23 protein-coding genes are annotated in these 22,379 nt (G+C 34.5%); 15 read left to right on the top strand and 8 right to left on the bottom strand.

Annotation, left to right across the window (positions count from 1 at the left end; translation table 11 throughout):
• Nucleotides 1-46 precede the first annotated feature (46 nt).
• Nucleotides 47-1,144: a hypothetical protein gene (locus ITJ86_RS09680; RefSeq protein WP_195871440.1), complete on the top strand. Its 1,098-nt coding sequence runs from the start codon at nucleotides 47-49 to the stop codon at nucleotides 1,142-1,144.
• A 91-nt stretch (nucleotides 1,145-1,235) separates the two neighbouring features.
• Here the strand turns inward: ITJ86_RS09680 and ITJ86_RS09675 are convergent, their stop codons facing one another.
• From ITJ86_RS09675 to aceB, 3 genes are all read right to left on the bottom strand, one after another.
• Nucleotides 1,236-1,562, bottom strand: coding sequence for a DMT family transporter (locus ITJ86_RS09675; protein WP_195871439.1), 327 nt, complete (start codon nucleotides 1,560-1,562; stop codon nucleotides 1,236-1,238).
• Between the two features lie 157 nt (nucleotides 1,563-1,719).
• The gene (locus ITJ86_RS09670; protein ID WP_195871438.1) at nucleotides 1,720-3,351 is read right to left on the bottom strand and encodes an isocitrate lyase; all 1,632 of its coding nucleotides are present in this window, start codon (nucleotides 3,349-3,351) and stop codon (nucleotides 1,720-1,722) included.
• Nucleotides 3,352-3,424: 73 nt separating this feature from the next.
• Nucleotides 3,425-5,023, bottom strand: a complete 1,599-nt coding sequence (gene aceB / locus ITJ86_RS09665) for a malate synthase A (protein WP_195871437.1) — start codon at nucleotides 5,021-5,023, stop codon at nucleotides 3,425-3,427.
• A gap of 118 nt (nucleotides 5,024-5,141) precedes the next feature.
• On the opposite strand from aceB, the gene ITJ86_RS09660 reads away from it, so the two are divergent.
• Both ITJ86_RS09660 and dnaG read left to right on the top strand, forming a co-directional pair.
• On the top strand, nucleotides 5,142-6,620 hold the full coding sequence (locus tag ITJ86_RS09660; RefSeq protein ID WP_195871436.1) for a helix-turn-helix domain-containing protein: 1,479 nt from the start codon (nucleotides 5,142-5,144) through the stop codon (nucleotides 6,618-6,620).
• Nucleotides 6,621-6,821: 201 nt separating this feature from the next.
• Nucleotides 6,822-8,789 (top strand): DNA primase, encoded by a 1,968-nt coding sequence (gene dnaG, locus ITJ86_RS09655; RefSeq protein ID WP_195871435.1) that lies wholly within the window; start codon nucleotides 6,822-6,824, stop codon nucleotides 8,787-8,789.
• Nucleotides 8,790-8,800: 11 nt separating this feature from the next.
• Here the strand turns inward: dnaG and ITJ86_RS09650 are convergent, their stop codons facing one another.
• Complete coding sequence (locus ITJ86_RS09650) at nucleotides 8,801-9,430, bottom strand: response regulator (RefSeq protein ID WP_195871434.1); 630 nt, start codon at nucleotides 9,428-9,430, stop codon at nucleotides 8,801-8,803.
• Between the two features lie 131 nt (nucleotides 9,431-9,561).
• A complete protein-coding gene (gene nadE / locus ITJ86_RS09645; RefSeq protein WP_195871433.1) occupies nucleotides 9,562-10,350 on the bottom strand; it encodes an NAD(+) synthase in 789 nt (262 codons plus the stop codon).
• Between the two features lie 84 nt (nucleotides 10,351-10,434).
• On the opposite strand from nadE, the gene gldB reads away from it, so the two are divergent.
• Together gldB and gldC are read left to right on the top strand one after the other, a co-directional pair.
• Nucleotides 10,435-11,403, top strand: a complete 969-nt coding sequence (gene gldB, locus ITJ86_RS09640) for a gliding motility lipoprotein GldB (RefSeq protein WP_195871432.1) — start codon at nucleotides 10,435-10,437, stop codon at nucleotides 11,401-11,403.
• On the top strand, nucleotides 11,403-11,738 hold the full coding sequence (gene gldC / locus ITJ86_RS09635; protein WP_195871431.1) for a gliding motility protein GldC: 336 nt from the start codon (nucleotides 11,403-11,405) through the stop codon (nucleotides 11,736-11,738). The genes gldB and gldC overlap by 1 nt, the downstream gene beginning before the upstream one ends.
• A gap of 2 nt (nucleotides 11,739-11,740) precedes the next feature.
• Here the strand turns inward: gldC and ITJ86_RS09630 are convergent, their stop codons facing one another.
• Both ITJ86_RS09630 and ITJ86_RS09625 read right to left on the bottom strand, forming a co-directional pair.
• The gene (locus ITJ86_RS09630; RefSeq protein ID WP_195871430.1) at nucleotides 11,741-12,715 is read right to left on the bottom strand and encodes a hypothetical protein; all 975 of its coding nucleotides are present in this window, start codon (nucleotides 12,713-12,715) and stop codon (nucleotides 11,741-11,743) included.
• A gap of 247 nt (nucleotides 12,716-12,962) precedes the next feature.
• A complete protein-coding gene (locus ITJ86_RS09625; protein ID WP_195871429.1) occupies nucleotides 12,963-13,730 on the bottom strand; it encodes a hypothetical protein in 768 nt (255 codons plus the stop codon).
• Nucleotides 13,731-13,959: 229 nt separating this feature from the next.
• Here ITJ86_RS09625 and ITJ86_RS09620 point away from each other — a divergent pair, with 229 nt between their 5' ends.
• The gene (locus ITJ86_RS09620; protein WP_195871428.1) at nucleotides 13,960-14,583 is read left to right on the top strand and encodes a DUF4230 domain-containing protein; all 624 of its coding nucleotides are present in this window, start codon (nucleotides 13,960-13,962) and stop codon (nucleotides 14,581-14,583) included.
• A gap of 3 nt (nucleotides 14,584-14,586) precedes the next feature.
• Here ITJ86_RS09620 and ITJ86_RS09615 read toward each other — a convergent pair whose 3' ends face one another.
• The gene (locus ITJ86_RS09615; RefSeq protein WP_195871427.1) at nucleotides 14,587-14,895 is read right to left on the bottom strand and encodes a rhodanese-like domain-containing protein; all 309 of its coding nucleotides are present in this window, start codon (nucleotides 14,893-14,895) and stop codon (nucleotides 14,587-14,589) included.
• 113 nt (nucleotides 14,896-15,008) lie between these two features.
• Between ITJ86_RS09615 and ITJ86_RS09610 the strand changes: the two genes are divergently transcribed.
• From ITJ86_RS09610 to ITJ86_RS09570, 9 genes are all read left to right on the top strand, one after another.
• Entirely contained in the window at nucleotides 15,009-15,581 is a 573-nt protein-coding gene (locus ITJ86_RS09610; protein WP_195871426.1) for a TetR/AcrR family transcriptional regulator, read from the top strand.
• A gap of 181 nt (nucleotides 15,582-15,762) precedes the next feature.
• A complete protein-coding gene (locus ITJ86_RS09605) occupies nucleotides 15,763-16,836 on the top strand; it encodes an FAD-binding oxidoreductase (protein WP_195871425.1) in 1,074 nt (357 codons plus the stop codon).
• A 389-nt stretch (nucleotides 16,837-17,225) separates the two neighbouring features.
• The gene (gene paaA, locus ITJ86_RS09600; protein WP_195871424.1) at nucleotides 17,226-18,182 is read left to right on the top strand and encodes a 1,2-phenylacetyl-CoA epoxidase subunit PaaA; all 957 of its coding nucleotides are present in this window, start codon (nucleotides 17,226-17,228) and stop codon (nucleotides 18,180-18,182) included.
• Nucleotides 18,183-18,397: 215 nt separating this feature from the next.
• Nucleotides 18,398-18,682: a 1,2-phenylacetyl-CoA epoxidase subunit PaaB gene (paaB, locus tag ITJ86_RS09595; protein ID WP_195871423.1), complete on the top strand. Its 285-nt coding sequence runs from the start codon at nucleotides 18,398-18,400 to the stop codon at nucleotides 18,680-18,682.
• 52 nt (nucleotides 18,683-18,734) lie between these two features.
• Entirely contained in the window at nucleotides 18,735-19,082 is a 348-nt protein-coding gene (locus ITJ86_RS09590; RefSeq protein ID WP_195871422.1) for a four helix bundle protein, read from the top strand.
• A 124-nt stretch (nucleotides 19,083-19,206) separates the two neighbouring features.
• Nucleotides 19,207-19,959 carry a 1,2-phenylacetyl-CoA epoxidase subunit PaaC gene (gene paaC, locus ITJ86_RS09585; protein WP_195871421.1) on the top strand — a complete coding sequence of 251 codons (753 nt, stop codon included), beginning with the start codon at nucleotides 19,207-19,209 and terminating at the stop codon, nucleotides 19,957-19,959.
• Between the two features lie 93 nt (nucleotides 19,960-20,052).
• Nucleotides 20,053-20,553 (top strand): 1,2-phenylacetyl-CoA epoxidase subunit PaaD, encoded by a 501-nt coding sequence (gene paaD, locus ITJ86_RS09580; protein ID WP_195871420.1) that lies wholly within the window; start codon nucleotides 20,053-20,055, stop codon nucleotides 20,551-20,553.
• A 48-nt stretch (nucleotides 20,554-20,601) separates the two neighbouring features.
• A complete protein-coding gene (locus ITJ86_RS09575; protein ID WP_195871419.1) occupies nucleotides 20,602-21,384 on the top strand; it encodes an enoyl-CoA hydratase-related protein in 783 nt (260 codons plus the stop codon).
• A 54-nt stretch (nucleotides 21,385-21,438) separates the two neighbouring features.
• On the top strand, nucleotides 21,439-22,374 hold the full coding sequence (locus ITJ86_RS09570) for a pyridoxal-phosphate dependent enzyme (RefSeq protein WP_195871418.1): 936 nt from the start codon (nucleotides 21,439-21,441) through the stop codon (nucleotides 22,372-22,374).
• Nucleotides 22,375-22,379: the final 5 nt, after the last annotated feature.

Genomic DNA, 22,379 nt, shown 5'->3' with positions numbered 1-22,379 from the left:
TTAAAATAAATCATCAATAAATCAATTAATCAAAAAACGAACAATTATGAATACAATTACCAGATTAGTAGTCAGTTTAATGTTAACGCTAACATTTACAACATTACAAGGGCAAGACGTAAAAGTTGATAGTACAAACACGTCAGCAACCCAGTTAAAAATTAATACACTAAAACAGCTCAAAACAACTATTGAGAATGAAGAACGCGAATTTTTAAAATCTGAAATCGAAGCGATTAATAACCGTTTGGATGCTGGGAAAATAACAGCGTCAGAAGCTGAAGATTTAAAGAAGGAAGCTGCAAAAAACAGGGCATTAAATATTGAAAACCGTTTAGCTATTATAGATAATAAAATAGCCTTGCTAGAGCGTAACGATGACGATTATATGACCGAAGACGGTGAAGGTGATCAATTTGTGTTTAGAATTGGTGGTGCAGAAGAAGCTAATGAAACTTTTATACACTTTGGTGAAAAATCAAATGAAAAGCCAAGAAAGTACGATAAACGCACAACCACGAGTATTGTTTTAGCATTAGGGTTTAATAATGCTATAATTGAAGGGCAAGATCTAAGTGATACGCCATACCAATTAGAAAAATCTGGTTTTTTTGAATTAGGATATGCATGGAAAACGAGACTTTTTGAAGATACTAACTTTTGGAGGTTAAAATACGGTTTCTCTGTACAATGGAATAAATTTGAAATGGATGATAATAATTATCTAGTGAATACTGATGGTGAAATTTCACTTCAAGAATTCCCTTTAGATTTAAATAAGGCAGTTTTTAGAACCACAAATCTAGTATTCCCAATGCACATAGAATTTGGACCTTCTAAAAAGATAGAAAAAGAGAATTACTTTAGATACTCTACACACAAACAATTAAAAGTAGGCTTAGGTGGTTATGCTGGTATTAATATTGGAACCATGCAAAAATTAAAGTACAAGGAAGATGGAAACAGAGTGAAAAATAAACAACGCGGTGGTTTTGAAGTCAACGAATTTGTATATGGATTAAGTGGATATGTGGCTTTTGGTGATATGGCAGTATATGTAAAGTATGATCTTAATCCCTTATTTAAGGACCAAGAGGTAGAACAGAATAATATTTCATTAGGTATACGTTTTGATATGGACTAATTCATCAATCAATCAATCAATCAATCAATCAATCAATTTTTGAGTGTTAAGGAGCCTTAATCTATAATGGATTAAGGTTTCTTATTTAGTATTAATTGGATACAAATTTAAGTCCTACGATAGAAATTATTAATGTCGAGATAAAAAATAACCTCCAAAACGTGGCAGGCTCTTTAAATACAAAGACGCCAACAAGTACAGTGCCTACAGCTCCGATTCCTGTCCACACAGCATAAGCGGTTCCTATGGGCAATTCTTGTGTGGCTTTTACAAGCAATAACATACTAATGCTTAAACAAACCAAGAAACCAATATACCAATACGTAGTTTCGATGCCTGTAGATGCTTTAGCTTTTCCTAGGCAGGCTGCAAAAGCAACTTCAAATAATCCTGCAATGATTAATAAAATCCAATTCATTTAATATTAAATTTCTATGATGATACGCAAACCAGTATCCTGTACAAAACCGAAGGTCATTCTTTTAAATGACAAAGTCAAATTTTAAAACTGAAAAAGCCTTAATCAAATAAATGATTAAGGCTTTTTTTTTCGTTTTCTAAGATGATTAAAACGGTTATGCCGGAATTTTCATTGTTTGTTTTACTTTGGTATTTGTAGTCGTTGTTTCAAATTGATTAGAGGTGTTTTTCTCCCCTCCAGCTTTTAAGGCTTTATCACCTGCAAAGAATGTTTTGTGGTCATCACCAAGATCTGAACCTGCCATTCTTTGGTGCTTAACACAAGACACACCTTTTCGAATTTCTTGGCGTTGTACCTCTCTTACATACGCTAGCATGCCATCTTCTCCAAAATAACCCTCGGTTAAATCATTCATGTGAAGCGCTGTGGTATGATAGGTTGGTAGAGTGATTAAGTGATGAAAAATACCAGCTTCTTTAGCACCATCCATTTGAAAGGATTTTATTTTTTGATCAGCACGATGGCATAATTCTGAACCATCATATTGCGCATCCATCAAATTGTTTTGATCGTAAGCCGTCATGTTTTCTCCTTCTAATAGCATTTCTTCATAAACTTGTTTTCTAAAGCTAAGCGTCCAATTAAAAGAAGGTGAATTGTTATAAACCAATTTTGCATTAGGAATCACTGCTTTAACTCTGTTGACCATATGTGCAATCTGTCTCACATTTGGTGTTGGAGTTTCTATCCAAAGTAAATCCGCTCCATTTTGAAGACTTGTAATGCAATCTAAAACCACACGATCGATGTTCGTCCCTTCTTTAAATTTGTACAATCCATTCGCTAGTCGTACAGGACGCACTAATTTACCGTCTCTTTTTAAAAGTACATCATCTTCCTTGGCCTCGGTAATTGCAATTTCTTCAGCTTCAATAAATGCTAAGTATTGCGACGCTAAATCACCAGCTTCTTTACTTACAGGAAGTTTTTGCGTTAATCCAGCACCTTCAGAGTCTGTTCTGGCTACAATAATGCCATCTTCAATTCCTAGTTCTAAAAACGCATAACGAACAGCGTTTAGTTTCGCTACAAAATCTTCGTGAGGAACGGTAACTTTTCCATCTTGATGTCCACATTGTTTTGCGTCGGAAACTTGATTTTCAATTTGAATCGCACAAGCACCAGCTTCAATCATTTTTTTAGCGAGTAAATAAGTCGCTTCTTCATTACCAAAACCAGCATCAATATCTGCTATGATTGGAACAACGTGTGTTTCAAAATTGTCAATTTCATCTTGTACATTTTCACCGTTTTCTAGTCTTCTGAATAAGTCATTTAGTGCCACAGCATCTGCTTGACGTAAGAACTCATAAATTTCTTTTATTAATGCAGGTACAACAGTTTTTTCGTGCATAGACTGGTCTGGTAATGGTCCAAATTCAGAACGTAAAGCCGCTACCATCCAACCTGATAAGTATAGATATTTTTTGTCGGTTGTTTTGTGATGTTTTTTTACAGCAATCATTTTTTGTTGTGCAACAAACCCATGCCAGCAACCTAATGATTGTGTGTATTGTGAAGGATCGGCATCATAATCTGCCATATCTTTTCTCATAATTGCTGCTGTGTATTTTGCAATATCCAAGCCAGATGTAAAACGATTTTGAGCTACCATCCTTGCAGCGTTTTCAGAATTTATAGAATTCCAAGTCGCACCATATTTTGCTTTTAGATTTCTAATCGTGTCTAGAGCTGAACTGTAATTTGTTTGTGATAAATTTTTCATAATTTTGTAATACGTTATTTATTATTAATAATTAGATCCTGTTGATTGTTGCCGCAATCGCAGGATTGTTTTTTTAAATATGTTGGTAAGCAGGAAGCGTTAAAAACTCTTCAAATTCTTCTGATAGTACCAGTTTGTCAAAAAGGCTGATGGCGAGTTCGAACTTGGTGTTTTTAATATTGTCTTTGCCAACTTCTTTCACGATTTTTGCAACTTCATCATTAAAGATGTCGCTATACATTTCTAAGTTAAATTGTCTGCCATCGTCTAAGATGACTTCGTTTTTTAGCCACTGCCAAACCTGAGTTCTAGAGATTTCTGCTGTAGCTGCATCTTCCATTAAATTATATAGTGCAACAGCGCCATAACCTCTTAACCAAGCTTCAGTATATAAAATGCCTACATTGATATTTTTTCTAATACCAGCTTCAGTTACAGTGCCTTTTGGAAGCTCTACTAAATCTTCGGTTGTAATATGGACATCGTCTCGTGTAACATGTAATTGATTTGGAGTTGGCATGTGTTTGTTAAACTCTTGCAGTGCCACGTCAACTAAAGCTGGATGTGCGACCCAAGTACCATCATGTCCGTTTTTAACTTCGCGCTCTTTGTCTTTTCTTACTTTTTCTAAAGCAGCTGCATTGGCATCTTCGTCATTTTTAATTGGAATTTGAGCTGCCATTCCACCAATAGCTAAAATTCCTCTTTTGTGACACCGCTGAATTACCAACTTAGAATAGGCATCCATAAATGGAGTGGTCATGGTCACTTGATCGCGATTAGGAACTACGAAATTCTTGTGGTTTCTAAACTTTTTAATGTATGAAAAGATGTAATCCCAGCGTCCACAGTTTAAGCCAACAATATGATCTTTGAGTTCATAGATTATCTCATCTAATTGAAAACTTGCAGTTATGGTTTCTATTAAAACTGTTGCTTTAAAAGTGCCTTTTGGTACGTTAAGGTAGTCTTGAGCAAATTCAAATACGGCGTTCCACCATCGTGCCTCTAAATAATGCTCGAGTTTTGGAAGGTAAAAATAAGGGGCGGTGTTATGCTCTAGCATGGTTTTGGTATTGTGAAATACATAAAGTCCAAAATCCACTAAACTTCCAGAAGCTTCTTCGTTGTTAATTAAGATGTGTCGTTCGTTTAAATGTAGTCCTCGAGGTCTCACCAATAAAACAGCAGTTTCGTCATTTAATTCATAAGATTTTCCACGCTTAGAATCTACTAAATCAATGGTCTTTTTATTGGCATCAATTAAATTTTGCTGGCCTTCAATGGTATTTTTCCATGTTGGTGCATTACTATCTTCTAGATCTGCCATAAACGTTTTGGCACCTGAATTTAAAGCATTAATCACCATTTTTCTATCGACGGGCCCTGTGATTTCTACACGTCTATCTTGTAAGTCGTGAGGAATAGAACCTGCTGTCCAATCTTTCTCTCGGATAGCTTTTGTTTCAATAGGAAACGTAGGAAACTTACCAGCGTCAAAAATAGCTTGTTGTTTTAGTCGTCTGTTTAATAATTCTAATCGCTTAGAATTGAATTTTTCATGAAGGGCAATTAAAAAATTAAGTGCTTCATCGGTAAGAATTTCTGGATAGTAATTACTAACGTTATTTGCGAAAGTAATCTGCTCTGGTTTTAGAAGTGTGTGTGCCATAATATTTAAATTTATAAGACAATAGTATAACAAAGTTTTTAAAAAAACAAGCGAACGTTCGCTAAAAATGTATTTTCGCAAATTATTCATGTTCGCAAATTTGCTTATATTTGCTAATATGGAAGAAGATTATATAAAGTTGGTTTTTGGGTTAAAGCTAAAGCAGATAAGGACTGATAAGAATTTGTCCCTCTTTGGTTTATCTAAACTTTCAGGATTATCTAAGTCGTATTTAAATGAAATAGAAAATGGAAAAAAATATCCTAAACCAGATAAAATTGCGACACTTTCAGAAAAATTAGACGTACCTTATGATCAGATGGTATCTCTTAAATTAGATAAAAACCTAGCTCCAATTGGCGATTTATTACAGTCAAAAATCTTAAAGGAAATACCTTTAGAGTTATTTGGAATTAAAGAAAGTAACTTAATAGATATTGTCGCTAATGCGCCAGCAAAGGTTAATGCGTTTATTAGTACAATTATTAAAATTGCTAAACATTATAGTTTTAGTAAAGAGAGCTTTTATTTGGCTTCCGTGCGTTCTTACCAAGAGGCTAATAATAATTATTTTGAAGATTTAGAGCAAAGTGTTTTGAAGTTTGCCAAAGCATATCATGTAGATTTGAATAAAAAAGTAACCTCAAGTGATTTAGCTGAAATATTAGTTGAAGAATATGGGTATAATATTCAATCTAACGAACTTAGTAGATATGAAGCTCTGGGAAAGTTAAGGTCTATTTTTGTTCCTAAAACCAAAACCTTATTATTAACAAACGAAATAGATGAGGCGCAACGAACCTTTATCTTTGCAAAAGAGTTAGCGTACAATTATCTAGAGATTGAGGACCGTTTATATACGTTTCCATGGATAAAATTTGATAGTTTCGATCAGGTGTTAAACAATTTTTATGCCTCATATTTTGCAGGTGCTTTAATAATTCCGCGTGAAAAAATCAGTAACTATTTAAAAGATATTTTTGCAGAAGATCGTTTTGATGCCGCATTGTTTACACAAGCCATTGAGGCATTTAATGCGTCACCAGAATCATTTTACCAGCGTTTAACTAATGTTTTGCCTAAGGCATTTAATATTCAAAATTTATTCTTTTTAAGATTTACACATAAGGCTAAAAGTGATAAGTTTTACCTTAAGAAAGAATTACATTTATCACATCAGCATTCTCCTCATGGCAATGAAACCGAAGAACATTACTGTAGGCGTTGGGTCTCTTTAAAAGTTTTGAAAGATATTAGTAAGAGCAAGAAGAAACACGAGTTTGATTTGCAGATTTCTAATTATGAAAATGATGGCATGAAGTATTTAGTGCTATCCTCTGCGACAAAAGATCCATTTAAAGATAAGCAGTATCGCAGTATAAGTATTGGCTTGTTAATTAATAAACAGTTACAGCGTAAACTTAATTTCCTAGACGATCCTAAAATCGATATTCAGAATGTAAACGTAACTTGTGAGCGTTGTGATATTATGGACTGTAAGCTCAGGCAAGTGCCTCCTGTTGTTTTAGATAAAAGTGCTAAGAATAAGAAAATTGAGACTATAGTAGAAGAATTGAATGAAAAATTTAGTTCATAACTAGTGCTGTTTAGCTAAGATTAAAGTTTGAAGAAAGTTTATTTAAACGCGAATGACACGTTAAATCTTCTTATAAATTTTTAAAACAATTTCTTTGTATTAAATTTACCAACTTGTCATTTCTGATTTGTCAGAAATCTATAAACATCAATATTTAACCAATAAAAAAAGTTCTTGTTATATCAGGAATAATAGAAAAAATTGATCTCACAAAACTCCATAGCACAAGTATTTGAAACCGCTCGCGTAGAAGAGGTGATTGGTGATTTTGTTCAACTCAAAAAATCGGGAAGTAACTTCAAAGGTTTAAGCCCTTTTAGTGATGAGCGCTCTCCTAGTTTTATGGTGTCTCCAGTAAAGCAAATTTGGAAAGATTTTTCAAGTGGAAAAGGTGGAAATGCGGTAACTTTTTTAATGGAGCACGAACATTTTACCTATCCTGAAGCTATAAAATATTTAGCTAAAAAGTATAATATTGAAATAGAGGAAACGGAAAGAACCGACGAGGAAAAGGCGCAAGCAGATACGAGAGAAAGTTTGTATTTAGTGAGTGAGTATGCCAACACCTATTTTCAGAAAATTTTACATAAAACAGATCAAGGAAAAGCCATAGGTTTAAGCTATTTTAAAGAGCGTGGTTTTACTGAAGAAACCATTAAGAAATTTGAACTTGGTTATTCCTTAGACGAATGGCAAGCCTTCACAGATGATGCGTTGGGTAAAGCGTATCAGCTCCAATATTTAGAGCAGACAGGTTTAACCATTGTAAAAGGTGAAAAACGTTTCGATAGATTTAAAGGTCGTGTGATGTTTCCTATTCACAGTATGAGCGGACGGATTTTAGGTTTTGGAGGGCGGATTTTGGTTAACGATAAAAAAGCTGCAAAATATTTAAATTCACCTGAAAGCGAAATCTATCATAAAAGTAAAATTTTGTATGGTTTGTATCATGCAAAACAGAGTATTGCAAAGGAAGATAATTGTTATTTAGTTGAAGGCTATACAGATGTTATTCAGTTTCATCAAACTGGTATAACCAACGTCGTATCTTCTTCTGGTACGGCGTTATCACCAGAACAAATTCGCTTAATTAATAGACTTACAAATAATATCACCGTGCTTTTTGATGGTGATGCAGCCGGAATTAGAGCCTCCATTCGTGGTATCGATTTAATATTAGAACAAGGTGTTAATGTTAAAATCTGTACGTTTCCAGATGGTGAAGATCCTGATAGTTTTTCAAAATCGAATACATTAGAAGAACTTACAGATTACCTCGATACAAATGCAAAAGATTTTATTCAGTTTAAAGCTTCTCTATTAGTAAAGGAAGCTGATAATGATCCGATTAAAAAGGCAGAGACCATTCGCGAGATTGTAAATAGTATTTCAAAAATTCCAGATCAAATTAAGCGCGAAATTTATATTCAAGAATGTGCTCGCATTATGGATATAAGTGAAAACGTTCTGTTTAGCACTTTGGCACAAATTAATAAGAAAGATACTCAAGGCGCAAACAAATCCTATCAGCCAGAGGAAAAGCAAGCGTTTCAAGTTGTTAAAAATGAACCACAGTCAAAACAAAAAGTAGATGTTCAATATGAGTTAGAACGAAAAATCATAGAAATTTTGATGCTCTATGGTGATAGAACAGAGCAGTTTGAAGACTTAATTTTACAAGAAGACGAAAATTCTGGGGAGTTGCTTTTAGAACCAACAATGCATGAAACGCGCGTGTTTGAAAAAGTCTATTTAGACCTTCAAGAAGATGAAATGCAATTTTCTAATCCGCAATTTAAAACACTTTATTATTCTATTGTAGATAAACTGAATCAAGACGAGGGTTTTTCAACTAAAAACTTCGTCAATCAATTAGATCAAGAATCTGCAAGTACAGTGACAAGTATTTTAATGGAGGATGAGCGTTATAATCTCCATGATTGGGAGCGCAACCAGATTATACCAAAAGAAAAGAAGGATTCTGTATCTCAATTAGTGAGTCAGACGATTCTTAGTTTACGTTGCCATCTTATTGATAAAAAAGTTGCTGAATACAAAACTGAAACCTTAGACGCAAACGCTGATACACGAACCATAATGGAAGATGTAAAAGATTACGTTGGTCTTAAAATGCTATTATCTCGTAAACTTGGTAAAGTTCTTGGTTAACAAATGCCTCGTTAAGTTAAATTGTGATGCTTAGCTTGATGGATTAAATCTACAATATTGGTTACATTAAGTTTCTTAAACAATCGTGCTTTGTACGTACTTACTGTTTTTTCGTTAATATCTAACTCTTGCGCAATCTCTTTGTTTTTACGACCAATAGAAAGTAATTTTAAAACTTCAATCTCTCTAGTAGACAGTTTTTTGAACATACGGCTTCTGCTTTTTCGAGTATCTTCATAGCGATAGTGTTTATCCATTTTTTCACTAAGGGATGTTTCTCCAGCGCTAATTTTTCGAACTGCAGTTTCAATTTCGTCAACACTAGCTCCTTTGTTTAAGTAGCCAGATGCGCCTGCTTTAATAGTGCTTATGGCGTAAATCTCTTCGGGCTGGTGGCTAAACATTAAAACTTGAACCGATTTGTTTTCTTTTTTTATGGCTCTCAGTGCCGTAATTCCATTAAGTTCTGGTAAGTCGATTTCAGATATAATAACGTCAACGTGGTTGCGTCTTACAAATTCAAAAATCTCAATGCCGCTTCCTAAACTACCGATGACTTTAAAATCTGCTTTGCTGTTTAGAAATAGTTCTAATCCTGTTCTCACAATAGGATGACTGTCTACAATCAGAATATGTATCATGATAATATTATTTTGGTTTTTGGTTAATAAATACTTTGATGCGCTATTATCAAATACTTTGTGGAGACTTGTTAAGTAAAAATAGTTAAAAATTAAATAAATTAGCTATTTTATTCACTGAAATGCAAAAATTATTTTAAATTATTAGGGATTTCGCAAACAGGTATTGGGTTCATTTTGTGTTTGTTGGATGAATTGTAGCCTAGATATATGTCAATAACCTCGCGTTTTCGACCTTCAAAATCTGATGCTGTTTTTCCGTTTTCTGTAACGTGCATTGCCCATTCTAATTCTGGATAAGAGGCACCAATTTGATCTTCATCACTACGTGCATCGCCAAATAATCCATCACTAGGCGCTGCTTCTATAATTGATTTGGGTACATCTAAGTACTTACCAACAGTGTAAACTTCAGACTTTAATAAATCTGCAATGGGACTTAAATCAACTCCACCATCACCATATTTTGTGTAAAATCCTACTCCAAAATCTTCAACTTTGTTCCCGGTTCCGGCTACTAAAAGTCCTAAAAGTCCGGCGTGATAGTATAAGGTTGTCATCCGTAAGCGTGCTCTTGTATTGGCTAATGCCATGTCTACAGTGGCTTGTTTGCCGTCTAGGTTAACCTCGGTTTTAAACGCTTCAAATACAGGTGTTAAATTAACAACCGTGTCTTTAACGTTAGGAAACTGACGTTTTAAATGAGCAATGTGCTCTTGCGCTCTGGTGACGTGACTTGGTGCTTGGTGAATAGGCATTTCTATACACAAAACGTCTAACCCTGTTTTTGCACATAGCGTTGAGGTGACGGCAGAATCAATTCCTCCGGAAATTCCTACAACAAAACCATTAACTTTAGCTTTTGTAGCATAATCTTTTAGCCAGTTTACAATATGGTTAACTACATTTTCGGTTTGCATAATTTTTATTTTTTAAAACAAAGAAGTGTACCTTTGCACAACAAAAATAACGCAATAGAGTTAGGATTAAAAATATTTTACCAAATGCAAATTAGAATTTACTTTATTTTAATATTAGGATTTATCATGCTTTCATGTGATGGGGAATCTGAAGTTGAAAAAGAAATCGCTAAAATTGAAGTAGATCTTAATGTAGATCGTTTTGAAAACGTATTTTTTGAAGCAACACCCTCAGATTTACCTCAAATAAAAGAAAACTATCCTTTTTTCTTTTCTGAGCGTATGCCAGACTCTCTTATGATTCAGAGAATGAATGATACTTTACAGAACGAAATAGTGCAAGAGGTGAATCATACCTTTAAAGATTTTAGTACTATAGAAGCAGATTTAGTGGCTTTGTTTCAGCATCTAAAATATTATGACAAAGTGTTTTCTGTACCAAGAGTCATAACTTTAACCAATAATGTGCAGTATAGAGATAAGGTGATTGTTACAGATAGTATTGCGTTGATAGCGTTAGATAATTATTTGGGTAAAGAACACAGGTTTTATGTTGATGGAAATATCCCAGCGTATTTAGCTGAAAATTTTAGAAAGGAACAAATTGTAGTTGATTTAGCTGATGGATATGCAAAGAAATATGTTTTTCAGACGGATAGAAAACAATTGATCGATGAGATGATTTACTTCGGAAAGCTTCTCTATTTCAAAGATGTTATAATTCCGTTTAAAACAGACGCCGAAAAAATTGGGTACTCTGAAGATCAGATAAAATGGGCCGAAGCAAATGAAAGTCCTATTTGGAGTTATTTTATTGAAAAGGAATTATTGTACAGCACAGATCCTAAATTACCAAACCGTTTTATTGCGGATGCTCCGTTTTCAAAGTTTTATCTCGAATTAGATAATGAGTCTCCAGGACGATTAGGTCAGTATATTGGCTGGCAAATTGTAAAAGCTTATGCAGAAGTTTCAGGAGACGATCTGATGAAAATTATGCAAACAGCGCCTAAAGAAATATTTACAAAATCTAAATTTAAACCCAAAAAGTAATGTCTAAAGTTATAAAATCTAAAATAGTATTAAACGTTGAACTCGATGAGAATAGAGTTCCAGAGAAACTAAATTGGTCAGCCCAAGATGGTGGAGTTAATAATGAAGAGGCTAAGGCGATTATGTTGTCCGTTTGGGATAGTAATGAGCAAGAAACGTTGAAAATAGATTTATGGACTAAAGATATGCCTGTAGATGAAATGAAAGTGTTTTTTCATCAAACTTTAGTAACCATGAGCGATTCATTTTTAAGAGCAACTCAAGATGAAAAAATGACTGGAGATATGAAAGATTTTTGTGATTATTTTGCCGAAAAACTAGAGCTTAAAAAGTAAGCTTAATTATTTGAGATATTTTCCACTTTATAGTAAGGAACTAAATTAAAACTATCTGACTCAATGTTCATATAATTTGTTTGGTTCATTCTTTTGTGTCGTGCAAAATTAGTTGTATCATATATTTCCCAAACCGTTAGTTCATTTAACTGACCCGATTTGGTTTTTCGGTCAATTTCATTCTTAAGAATCATGCGGTCAACGGTCTTTTGGTCTGCTATTTTTAGCACCTTTTCAGAACGTATGCCATTGTTCATTTTGTAAACCACCCAGTATTTCGAATTGTTCGTTTTAGAATCCTCTGCTCTTGTTTGTGGTTGTCTTGGTAATGTAGATTTTGCTGCTTCAGTTGGATATGAAGGAATCCTATTGCTAATGAGATCAGTTTTTTGTGTGTTAATAGTCCGCTTTGATGTTTCAGTCACAGGTGTTGCCTTTTTTCCCGATAAGCTCAAGTCTGTTCGACCTTTGTTATTTTCAGTTCCAAAGAGTGTTTGGTGGGTTAAAGAATCTAATCTTGCAGGTCCTTTTATATATGTTTTAAGTTTTTTAGGTGCATTTTCAGCACTAGCAATTATGTTTTTTGGTTTTATTATTTTATTGTGATTAAGGCGATGAGGTCTAGCTATTAATGGGGTAGGTTCTTCTAAGTCAAACGATTCATTTCTTAATAATGTTATAATAATTAACTTGTCTCGTAATACGGCTTCAATGGCATAACGCCCAACAGGTATGTCGGAAATTTTTATTTGCGCTACTGTATCTTTAACCTTTATGACGCGTTCAAAACCTTCTTCATTAAAAACCATAAGTTCGTAGATAGTACGGTCGCACTTAAAGGCAATACTGTCTTCTGTTTTGTTGAGGTAGTGTTTAAGCTCTTGAGCTCGTGTATTCGTATTTTGAAGTAATACAGATTTTTGACCATAAACTATGGATGACAAAAATAACAATACAATAAAGTATAGTAGTCTCATAATAAGTAGGTTTTTGTTTTGGGAAACAATTTTATCATCAAACAAATCCTATAATTTGTTTTAACATTATAAGCAAAGTTATTTACTTTTTAGTGTGTTACATTTTATTATAGATACGTGGTACGTTTTTTAGTTAATGTGCTGTGTCTATCGATATAACACATATATATCGTATAAGATGCTGTAGTCGTCCTGTTTAAAAGGGTCTAATTTTGTTGTTAATAAGCTCTAACAGTTAGAAATACGACTATAAATTTTGAATATTTTGACTGGTCATAAAATAAGGGGTTGGGTTAAATATATCTGTAGCCGATGAGTACACAAATTCTGGGTTAGAAACCTGATTTTCCATAAATTCACTTTTGTCGTAAACTTCCCAGATGGTTAACTTATTTAATTTTCCAGAATCACTTTTTACCTCTAATTTATGCCTAAGAATCATAGCTTCCACGGATTGCTGATCCACTAAACGCATTGTTTTACTAGAGCCGCTATCATTGTTTATTTGTGCTTCGGTCCAGAAATATCGTTGATTTTTTCTGTTCTCGTGTTCTGAGTTCTGACGAGTTAACAAAAACGCAATGCTTGTTTTAGGAGTACTCTTAATGACCTTTAATTCTTCATCTAACATCATGCCTTTGCCTTCTATCATTTGATTAGTGCTGAGCGATTTGTTAGAATAAGAACTGTTGTAATTTCCGTATTTTATTAATTCTATAATTATTACCTTGTTTGCTAATTTGGTTTCTATAACAAATTCTCCTATTGGTAAATCTTTTAAAGAAATCTGTGCCTTATTAGCTTCTACTGTTGTTATTAAATCGTACTCACCATTAAAAATTTCAACATTTTTAATTTTAGTATCGCACTCTAGCATTAAGCTATCCTTAGTAGTGTTTAAACCGTGTAATAACTCTTTAGCTTTTGGATTGGTGTTTTTGATTAATGTAATATTTTGACCATAACTAATTGAGGTCAGAAGTAGGACGAGTAATATACTTATGTTTTTAATCATAATAATCACTATTTTTATGTTTACGGGCTTACAAATAGTTTGTTTTTGGATAACACTACTTGCGTATATAGAGACTAATTTAGGGCCTAAATACTTAGCTTGCACTTATATAGGGTGTCTTGCGTTTTTCATAGATAATAAACAGTCACTAACGATGTAAAGCAAAAAAACAAGATTTAATTATGCCTAATTTAAGGTGTGTTGAACTGTAATTTGTTTAAATTAGCTTATGCGAAAAATTGTATTTGGTGTCATAATTACCTTAGTTGTTTTATTCACATTTAAATATTGTGAAGACAAAAAAGAAGCTGAAATTGTTATAGAAGAACACAGTGCTTTAATTCAAGAACAAATTAAAAATGTTGGAAAATTAGTAGTCACCGAAGGGCACTTTTCTGAAGTCTTTAGTTATAAGAATTCTAAAGCTATTTTTGGAGATTTAATGTCCGCTGAAAAGAAAGCATTAGTCGTTGTTAATGCAGATGTCACTGTAGCTTATGATTTAAGTGAAATTGAATATAAAATTGATGAAACTACTAAGACCCTTCAAATTACAAGTATTCCTAAAGAAGAAATTAAAATCAATCCCGATTTTGAATATTACGATGTACAAGCCGATTTCCTAAATCAGTTTGAAGCAAAGGATTATAATAATATTAAGGATACTGTAAAAAAATCCTTGATGAAAAGAATTGAAGCGTCCGACTTAAAATCAAACGCCCAAAATAGATTAATAACTGAGTTATCTAAATTTTTGATATTAACTAAATCCTTAGGATGGACGTTACAATACAATGAAAGCCCAATTGAAGATGTAATTCAGTTACAGAATTTTGAAGGTTTGGTAGATTAGTTCTTAAACTAACTTTCGTTGCAAGCTGCTTATGCCACCACCATTTATGGCATCAATACCATTAGATTTTAACATACTCGAAGCACTGCCAGAACGCATACCACTTGCACAATAAGCAATTACAGGTTTGTTTAATTTTTTAATTTCATCAATTCTATTACCCAATTCTTGAACAGGAATATGTAATGCGTTTTTTATATGTCCACCTTCATATTCACTTTTGGTTCTAACATCTAAAATAATAGCACCTTTTTCAATGTATTCTGCAACGTTATTAGTCGATTTCCCAAATAGTGCATTTAATAATCCCATAGTATTTAATTTTTGTCAAAACTCGTAAAAGCATTCAAGATGAAACGTAACCAAAGTTACATTATTTTGATTTCAACTCAAAAATCTTCTTATTTTAGTGCTCTTCAATAGTTATGAAACCAGAAACCAGACAACAAGAAATCATACGCGTAGCCGCTAAGCTCTTTAAAGAAAAAGGTTATAGTGCGGTTACCATGCGCCATTTAGCTACGGCAATGGATATTAAGGCAGCGAGTCTTTATAATCACATAGAGTCGAAACAAGACATATTAGAACGTATTATCATTTCTTTAGCGGAAACCTTCACACAAGGCATGAAGCAAATTAGTGAGTCCAATGAAACTTGCATCAATAAGCTTAAAAAAATTATTGAACTACACGTTCATATTTCAAGTAAAAACAGCTACGGTATGGCATCCTTAAATAACGATTGGATGCATCTCGAATCACAACTAACTTACTACAAAAAACTACGCAGCGATTATGAAAACGACTTCAAAACCATTTTAGAAGACGGTATAAAATCAGGAGAAATTATCCATGCAAAACCAGATGTCATGATGTTTTCCATACTCACTACATTACGTTCGCTTTATATCTGGATTCCAAAGAAAGAGGTTATTAATCTCAAAGAATTAACGGACGACCTAAGTAATATTCTCATTAATGGTATTGCCAAAGAATAGCTAATAAATTATTATTTTCTTAGTCAATGGCATTCAGAAAATCGAATTAACAAAAACTTTAGAATATATTTTATAACTTTGTCAAGTAAACTAACAAGTGTTAGTTGTGTAAAATTGATATAGAATATGAAATTGAAGGTATTCAGTTTCAAATTCTAGTTCAAGTTCGATTTCAAATTAGATGGCAGAATTTCACAAATTAAAAGTCGAAGACATATATAAGGAAACAGAGGACACCTCTGTCATCACTTTCCATGTGCCTTCAGAATTACAAAACGCATTCAAATTCAGGCAAGGGCAACATTTAACCTTAAAAGCTGATATTGATGGCGAAGACGTACGACGTTCCTATTCCTTATGCTCAAGCCCTGAAGAAAAGCTTTGGAAAGTCGCGGTAAAATTAATTCCAGGCGGAAAATTCTCAACCTACATTAATAACGAGCTCAAAGCCAATGACGATATCGAAGTCATGGCACCAAGTGGCACATTCGGAGTAGAAGTCAACGCCAAAAAAGCCAAAAACTATCTATTTTTCGCAGCAGGAAGCGGTATCACACCAGTCTTGTCTATGGTAAAAGCACATTTACAAGCCGAACCAAATTCAACATGTAAGTTATTTTACGTCAATAAAACCGCAAAATCCATTATCTTTAAAGAAGAATTGGAACAACTGCGAAACAAATATTTCGGACGGTTAGAAATCTATTATTTCCTGACTAAAGAACGAAGAGATATCGAACTATTCAACGGAAGATTCGATGACGATAAAATGAAAGTCCTCACAAAAACCTTCATCGATATTCCAGACACCAGCGAAGTGTTTCTCTGTGGTCCAGAAAAAATGGTCAATTACGTGAGCGACTATTTAATCGCAGCCGGATTACCAAAAGAATTCGTGCATTTTGAGCTCTTTGTAACCGGACTTTCAGACGAAGACATCAAGCGAGCAGAACGCTTAGCAAAACAAAATGTAGAAGGAACAGAAATCACAATCGTAGATGGCGGAAAAGAATTTTCCTTCACTATGACCAAAGAATACGACAACATCCTCGACGCAGCCCTTGGCGCAGGAGCCGATTTACCATTCGCCTGCAAAGGAGGCGTGTGCAGCACCTGCAAATGCGAAGTCAAAGAAGGAGCCGTGGAGATGAAAATAAATTACGCATTAGATGATAAAGAAGTCGCACAAAATCTGGTGCTAAGTTGCCAATCCGTACCAACAACCGATAAAGTTGTGGTCGATTTTGACGTGTAACAAATTCCTTTGAAAAAAGGAATCTCGTGTGGTTATCCTGCAAAGTTTCATGATGGCTGAGCGTAGTCGAAGTCAAAACCTTGTAGGTATTATAAGTTCATTAAAATAACAATTTGGGCGTTACTCTACTTCGCAAAAAAAAGCTACGTAGAGTCGGGCTTTCCGCTATATCTTTTTTACTTGTTCTCGATACAAAATTGAAAAAAGGCAATTTCACTCGAACTGACGTAAAAAAGGATGTCGCTACAATCCCTAACGCACTTGTCTGCTAACAAAAGGCAAGACTAAAAATTAGTGTTTATTTATAAGTGCTATTATTAAAAAAAATATAGTTAGAAACTCTTACCTGTAAGGTTTCCAAAACCTGACAGGTTTCTAAATCAAGAACAATGAGTGAAGAACAAATAAAAAATCTAGAAAAACAGTTCGAAGAACGTATCGCAAGAGACGAAAAAATCGAACCCAAAGACTGGATGCCAGAAAAATACCGAAAAACACACATTCGTCAAATGTCGCAACACGCCCATTCCGAAATTGTAGGTATGCTTCCAGAAGGCAATTGGATAACGCGTGCACCTTCTTTACGACGAAAAGTAGCCTTACTCGCCAAAGTTCAAGACGAAGCTGGTCACGGTTTATACCTCTATTCAGCAACCGAAACCTTAGGCATTTCCAGAGATGAAATGTACGAGCAATTACATACCGGAAAAGCAAAATATTCATCCATATTCAATTATCCAACAGTTACTTGGGCAGATATGGGAGCCATTGGTTGGTTGGTTGATGGCGCAGCCATTATCAATCAAGTGCCATTGTGTAACACGTCTTACGGACCATATGCAAGAGCCATGATTCGCGTCTGTAAAGAAGAAAGTTTCCACCAACGTCAAGGTTATGAAATCATGATGAAATTGGCAAACGGAACACCAGAACAAAAGGAAATGGCTCAAGATGCTTTAAACCGATGGTGGTGGCCAAGTTTAATGATGCTGGGACCAACTGACGCTGAATCCATTCATACCGAACAATCCATGAAATGGAAATTAAAACGAAAATCAAATGACGATTTACGTCAACAATTTATAGACCAAACTGTACCACAAGCCGATTTAATCGGACTCACCATTCCGGACCCAGATTTAAAATGGAACGAAGAACGCCAAAGTTATGACTTCGGCGACATCGATTGGGACGAATTCTGGCAAGTAGTCAAAGGCCATGGACCAATGAATAAAGAGCGTATGAAAGCAAGAGTTGGCGCATGGGAAGTAGGTGAATGGGTTCGCGATGCGGCAATGGCGTATGCCGATAAGAAACAAGAACGAAAAGAGAAACAAGTAGTTTAATTAGACCATAGATATTAGACCGCTTTGCTGTTAGATTATAGACAAAGCAGTCCCTTGACAAATAATAATAATAATAATAATAATATAATAGTTGAGATTTTGAATGCTTGGATTGTCCCCTTGAGGGGACTTTAGGGGTGTTTTTAAGATAGTAATAGTATAAAGTATAAATTGAAACGATTCATATTCGAGTTCAATTTCAAATTCAATTTCATATGAGTAAAAACTGGCCACTTTGGGAAATCTTCGTAAGAAGTAAAAACGGATTAGAACACAGACACTTTGGTAGTTTGCATGCCGCAGACGCTGAAATGGCATTAGAAAATGCAAGAGACGTATACACCAGACGCAACGAAGGCGTTAGCATTTGGGTTGTAGAAAGTAAAAACATCACAGCATCAAATCCAGAACACAATGGAGAGATGTTCGAACCCGCACAAGACAAAGTCTATCGTCATCCTACGTTTTACGATTTACCAGATGAAGTGAAGCACATGTAATGTTGAAAATGAACTTGAAGTTGAACTTGAACTTGAAACTAAAATCGTCAATATGAACAACAAGTACAATTTAACAGAACGACTAGAAGACTTTGCTGCTCTGGTTATTCTAATTTATGACAAAAAACCATTGTCTTATGCTGGCGATTATCTAGCAAAACAACTTATTCGTTCGTCTTGTTCCTCAGCACTAAATTATGGCGAAGTTTTAGGTGCTGGAACTGACAAAGATAAAATCAATAAACTTAGAATTTGTTTAAAAGAACTAAGGGAATCATTAAGAAATATAAATATTCAAATTAAAGCTAAACTCGTCTCGGAAGAAACTATAGGTAACTTAAAAGATGAAAATGACCAATTAATTCGAATAATAGTAACAAGAATTAAAAACATTAATTAAAGGAGATTGAGATATAATCCAAAAAAAAACAACATTCAATTTAAATTTCAAACTCAAAATATAAAATTTTAACTACAAGTTTGATTTCAACTTTCAAATTCGATTTCAAATTCAAATTCGCTTTATGAAACAAGAATTATACAACTACATCCTAGGCATAGCAGACAACAGCCTAATCCTCGGCCAACGCCTAGGCGAACTTACAGGTCATGGCCCAACCCTAGAAACAGACATCGCTTGCACCAACATCTCACTAGATTTATTCGGTCAAGTACGAAGTTATTTCCAATACGCAGCTAAAATCGCAGGAGATGGCAGAACCGAAGACGATATTGCCATGCTCAGAAAAGAGCGCGAATACGTCAATGTATTATTAGTAGAACAACCAAACACTAATTTTGCTTACACTATGGCACGTCAGTTTTTATTTGATGTGTACCATTTGGCTTTTCTTTCAGAATTAGAAAAGAGCAAAGATTTAACGCTGTCGGCAATTGCAAAAAAATGCATCAAGGAAGTACGTTACCATGAGCGATTTTCATCAGATTGGATAAAACGACTAGGAGACGGAACAGAAGAAAGCAAAGCAAAAATGCAAGAAGCCATCAACGATTTATGGACATACACTGATGAATTATTTCATCAAACCGAAGCCGATATAGCAATGGTTTCGGAAGGCATCGGAGTCGATGTTACTAAACTAAAAGATGGTTATTACAAATACGTCAATGAAGTTTTAGAAACGGCAACACTAGAAATCCCAGAATCAAAATATTTTCAAAAAGGAGGCAAAAAAGGCATTCATACCGAACATTTAGGGTATTTATTAACAGAGTTACAATATATGCAACGTACTTATCCTAATATGGAATGGTAACAAATTCCTGCGAAAGCAGGAATCCCTTGAATGATAAACTAAATTTCAAATTAAAACTATATGTCATGCTGAGCTTGTCGAAGCATCTCAAAAATGATAACAGAAATACAAAACATAGACAAAAACCTAATTGAGATTTTATCCAAAGTCTCAGACCCAGAAATCCCAGTCCTTTCAATAATGGACATGGGAGTCGTACGTTCTGCTCTGATTGAAAATGGTAATGTGAAAGTAGAAATCACACCAACCTATAGTGGTTGTCCTGCAATGGACGTCATTGGAGATGATATTAAAAAAGCTTTAAAAGAAGCCGGTTACGAATCTGAAATTGAACTCATCCTGCATCCAGCATGGACAACCGATTGGATTACACCAAGGGGCAGAAAAGCGCTTGAAGATTACGGCATAGCAGCACCATTAGAGGCAGAAGCCGATAAAGATGTATTGCTCAACGAAAAACGCTTGGTAAAGTGTCCACAATGTGGTTCTACCAACACTAAATTAGTAAGTCAGTTTGGTTCCACAGCATGCAAAGCACAATTTCAGTGTGACGATTGCCATGAACCCTTTGATTATTTTAAATGTTTAAAATGATAATGTCACCTCGAGCGCAGTCGAGAGGTCTCATAATAAAAAATAAATATGACCAACAGTATCCAACTTAAAATAGAAAACAAAATAGCAACCATAACGCTAAATAGACCAGAAGTCTTCAATAGTTTCAATCGTGAAATGGCTTTAAGTTTACAAAGCATTTTAGATGATTGTGAAAACAATACTGAAGTCAGAGCGATTGTCCTCACTGGAAACGGAAAAGCATTCTGTGCAGGTCAAGATTTAAAAGAAGTGACTGACCCAGATTCAAATCCAGGATTCAAAAAAATATTGGAAGAACACTACAATCCAATTATCACAAGAATCAGAAACATTAAAAAACCAATTATAGGAGCCATAAACGGTGTTGCTGCAGGAGCTGGAGCCAACATCGCTTTAGCTTGTGATATTGTTGTGGCTCACGAAAAAGTAAGCTTCATTCAAGCGTTTAGCTTAATAGGTTTAGTGCCAGATAGCGCCGGAACCTATTTTCTACCAAGATTAATAGGGTTTCAAAAAGCACAAGCCTTAGCCATGTTAGGTGATAAAATTTCAGCTGAAGATGCAGAAAAAATGGGCATGATTTACAAAATGATTCCATTAGAAAATTTCGAAGCAGAAGTAGATGCATTAGCCTTAAAACTAGCTAACATGCCAACAAAAGCTTTGGGAATGATAAAAGAGTTATTTAATAAATCAATGACCAATACTTTAGAACAACAACTCGCTCTTGAATCAAAATTACAAATAGAAGCCGCACAAAGTGCCGATTACAAAGAAGGTGTAACAGCTTTTATTGAAAAAAGAACACCAAATTTTAAAGGAAAATAGTTAACGTCAGTTCGAGTGAAATTGCTTTTTGGCAATTTTGTATCGAGAACCAACATGAACAAGCAAACTCTCATAAAAACGCATACCAGAATAAAACCCTTTATTCATAATACACCTGTCTTAACGTCAGAATTATTAAACGAAGCAGCAGGCTGCAACTTGTATTTTAAATGTGAAAACTTCCAAAAAATGGGAGCGTTTAAAATGCGAGGAGCAACAAATGCTATTCTTTCGCTGTCTGAAGAAGAAAGACAACGCGGTGTCGTTACGCATTCCTCAGGAAATTTTGCACAAGCGGTTTCATTAGCAGCTCAAAATCTAGGCATAAAAGCTTATATCGTTATGCCAGAAAACGCACCACAGGTTAAGAAAAATGCCGTTAGAACATATGGAGGAGACATCATTGAGTGCGAATCGACATTAAAGGCAAGAGAGGAGACAGCCAATAAAATAAAAGCAGAAAAAGGTGCCTCATTTTTACATCCATCCAATCAAGACGAAGTGATTTATGGTAATAGTACAGCTGCTATAGAATTATTGGAAGAACAACTAAATTTAGATTTCATTTTAGCACCCGTTGGAGGCGGTGGATTACTAGCAGGAACTGCTTTAGCTACGCATTTATTCTCAAATAATTGTAAAACTATTGGAGCGGAGCCTATGGCTGTTGATGATGCTTATCGTTCCTTAGTTTCTGGACAAATTGAAACAAACAAGACAACCTTGACAATTGCAGATGGTTTGCGAACAAATTTAGGAAATCGTAACTTTCCAATTATCAAACAGCATGTTGAAAAAATAATTCGTGTGGAGGAAAATGAAATTATTAACGCTATGCAATTAATTTGGGAACGTATGAAGATTATTATAGAACCTTCATCAGCTGTTCCTTTGGCAGCAGTTTTGAAACATAAAGAAGAATTTAAAAACAAAAACGTCGGTATCATTTTATCTGGCGGAAATGTAGATGTGACAAAACTTCCCTTTTGATGAAT

The sequence above is a fragment of the Winogradskyella marina genome (assembly GCF_015645385.1).
Taxonomy (GTDB): Bacteria; Bacteroidota; Bacteroidia; order Flavobacteriales; family Flavobacteriaceae; genus Winogradskyella; species Winogradskyella marina.
This window is presented reverse-complemented; position numbering and strand designations above follow the sequence as displayed.

Coding starts and splice junctions, on each gene's coding strand:
- ITJ86_RS09650 (WP_195871434.1), bottom strand. CDS start 9,430: ATGATACATATTCTGATTGTAGACAGTCATCCTATTGTGAGAACAGGA.
- paaA (WP_195871424.1), top strand. CDS start 17,226: ATGAGTGAAGAACAAATAAAAAATCTAGAAAAACAGTTCGAAGAACGT.
- paaC (WP_195871421.1), top strand. CDS start 19,207: ATGAAACAAGAATTATACAACTACATCCTAGGCATAGCAGACAACAGC.
- ITJ86_RS09605 (WP_195871425.1), top strand. CDS start 15,763: ATGGCAGAATTTCACAAATTAAAAGTCGAAGACATATATAAGGAAACA.
- nadE (WP_195871433.1), bottom strand. CDS start 10,350: ATGCAAACCGAAAATGTAGTTAACCATATTGTAAACTGGCTAAAAGAT.
- ITJ86_RS09610 (WP_195871426.1), top strand. CDS start 15,009: ATGAAACCAGAAACCAGACAACAAGAAATCATACGCGTAGCCGCTAAG.
- ITJ86_RS09660 (WP_195871436.1), top strand. CDS start 5,142: ATGGAAGAAGATTATATAAAGTTGGTTTTTGGGTTAAAGCTAAAGCAG.
- ITJ86_RS09575 (WP_195871419.1), top strand. CDS start 20,602: ATGACCAACAGTATCCAACTTAAAATAGAAAACAAAATAGCAACCATA.
- ITJ86_RS09680 (WP_195871440.1), top strand. CDS start 47: ATGAATACAATTACCAGATTAGTAGTCAGTTTAATGTTAACGCTAACA.
- ITJ86_RS09570 (WP_195871418.1), top strand. CDS start 21,439: ATGAACAAGCAAACTCTCATAAAAACGCATACCAGAATAAAACCCTTT.
- ITJ86_RS09590 (WP_195871422.1), top strand. CDS start 18,735: ATGAACAACAAGTACAATTTAACAGAACGACTAGAAGACTTTGCTGCT.
- ITJ86_RS09620 (WP_195871428.1), top strand. CDS start 13,960: ATGCGAAAAATTGTATTTGGTGTCATAATTACCTTAGTTGTTTTATTC.
- ITJ86_RS09625 (WP_195871429.1), bottom strand. CDS start 13,730: ATGATTAAAAACATAAGTATATTACTCGTCCTACTTCTGACCTCAATT.
- ITJ86_RS09630 (WP_195871430.1), bottom strand. CDS start 12,715: ATGAGACTACTATACTTTATTGTATTGTTATTTTTGTCATCCATAGTT.
- ITJ86_RS09670 (WP_195871438.1), bottom strand. CDS start 3,351: ATGAAAAATTTATCACAAACAAATTACAGTTCAGCTCTAGACACGATT.
- paaB (WP_195871423.1), top strand. CDS start 18,398: ATGAGTAAAAACTGGCCACTTTGGGAAATCTTCGTAAGAAGTAAAAAC.
- paaD (WP_195871420.1), top strand. CDS start 20,053: ATGATAACAGAAATACAAAACATAGACAAAAACCTAATTGAGATTTTA.
- ITJ86_RS09615 (WP_195871427.1), bottom strand. CDS start 14,895: ATGGGATTATTAAATGCACTATTTGGGAAATCGACTAATAACGTTGCA.
- gldC (WP_195871431.1), top strand. CDS start 11,403: ATGTCTAAAGTTATAAAATCTAAAATAGTATTAAACGTTGAACTCGAT.
- ITJ86_RS09675 (WP_195871439.1), bottom strand. CDS start 1,562: ATGAATTGGATTTTATTAATCATTGCAGGATTATTTGAAGTTGCTTTT.
- gldB (WP_195871432.1), top strand. CDS start 10,435: ATGCAAATTAGAATTTACTTTATTTTAATATTAGGATTTATCATGCTT.
- aceB (WP_195871437.1), bottom strand. CDS start 5,023: ATGGCACACACACTTCTAAAACCAGAGCAGATTACTTTCGCAAATAAC.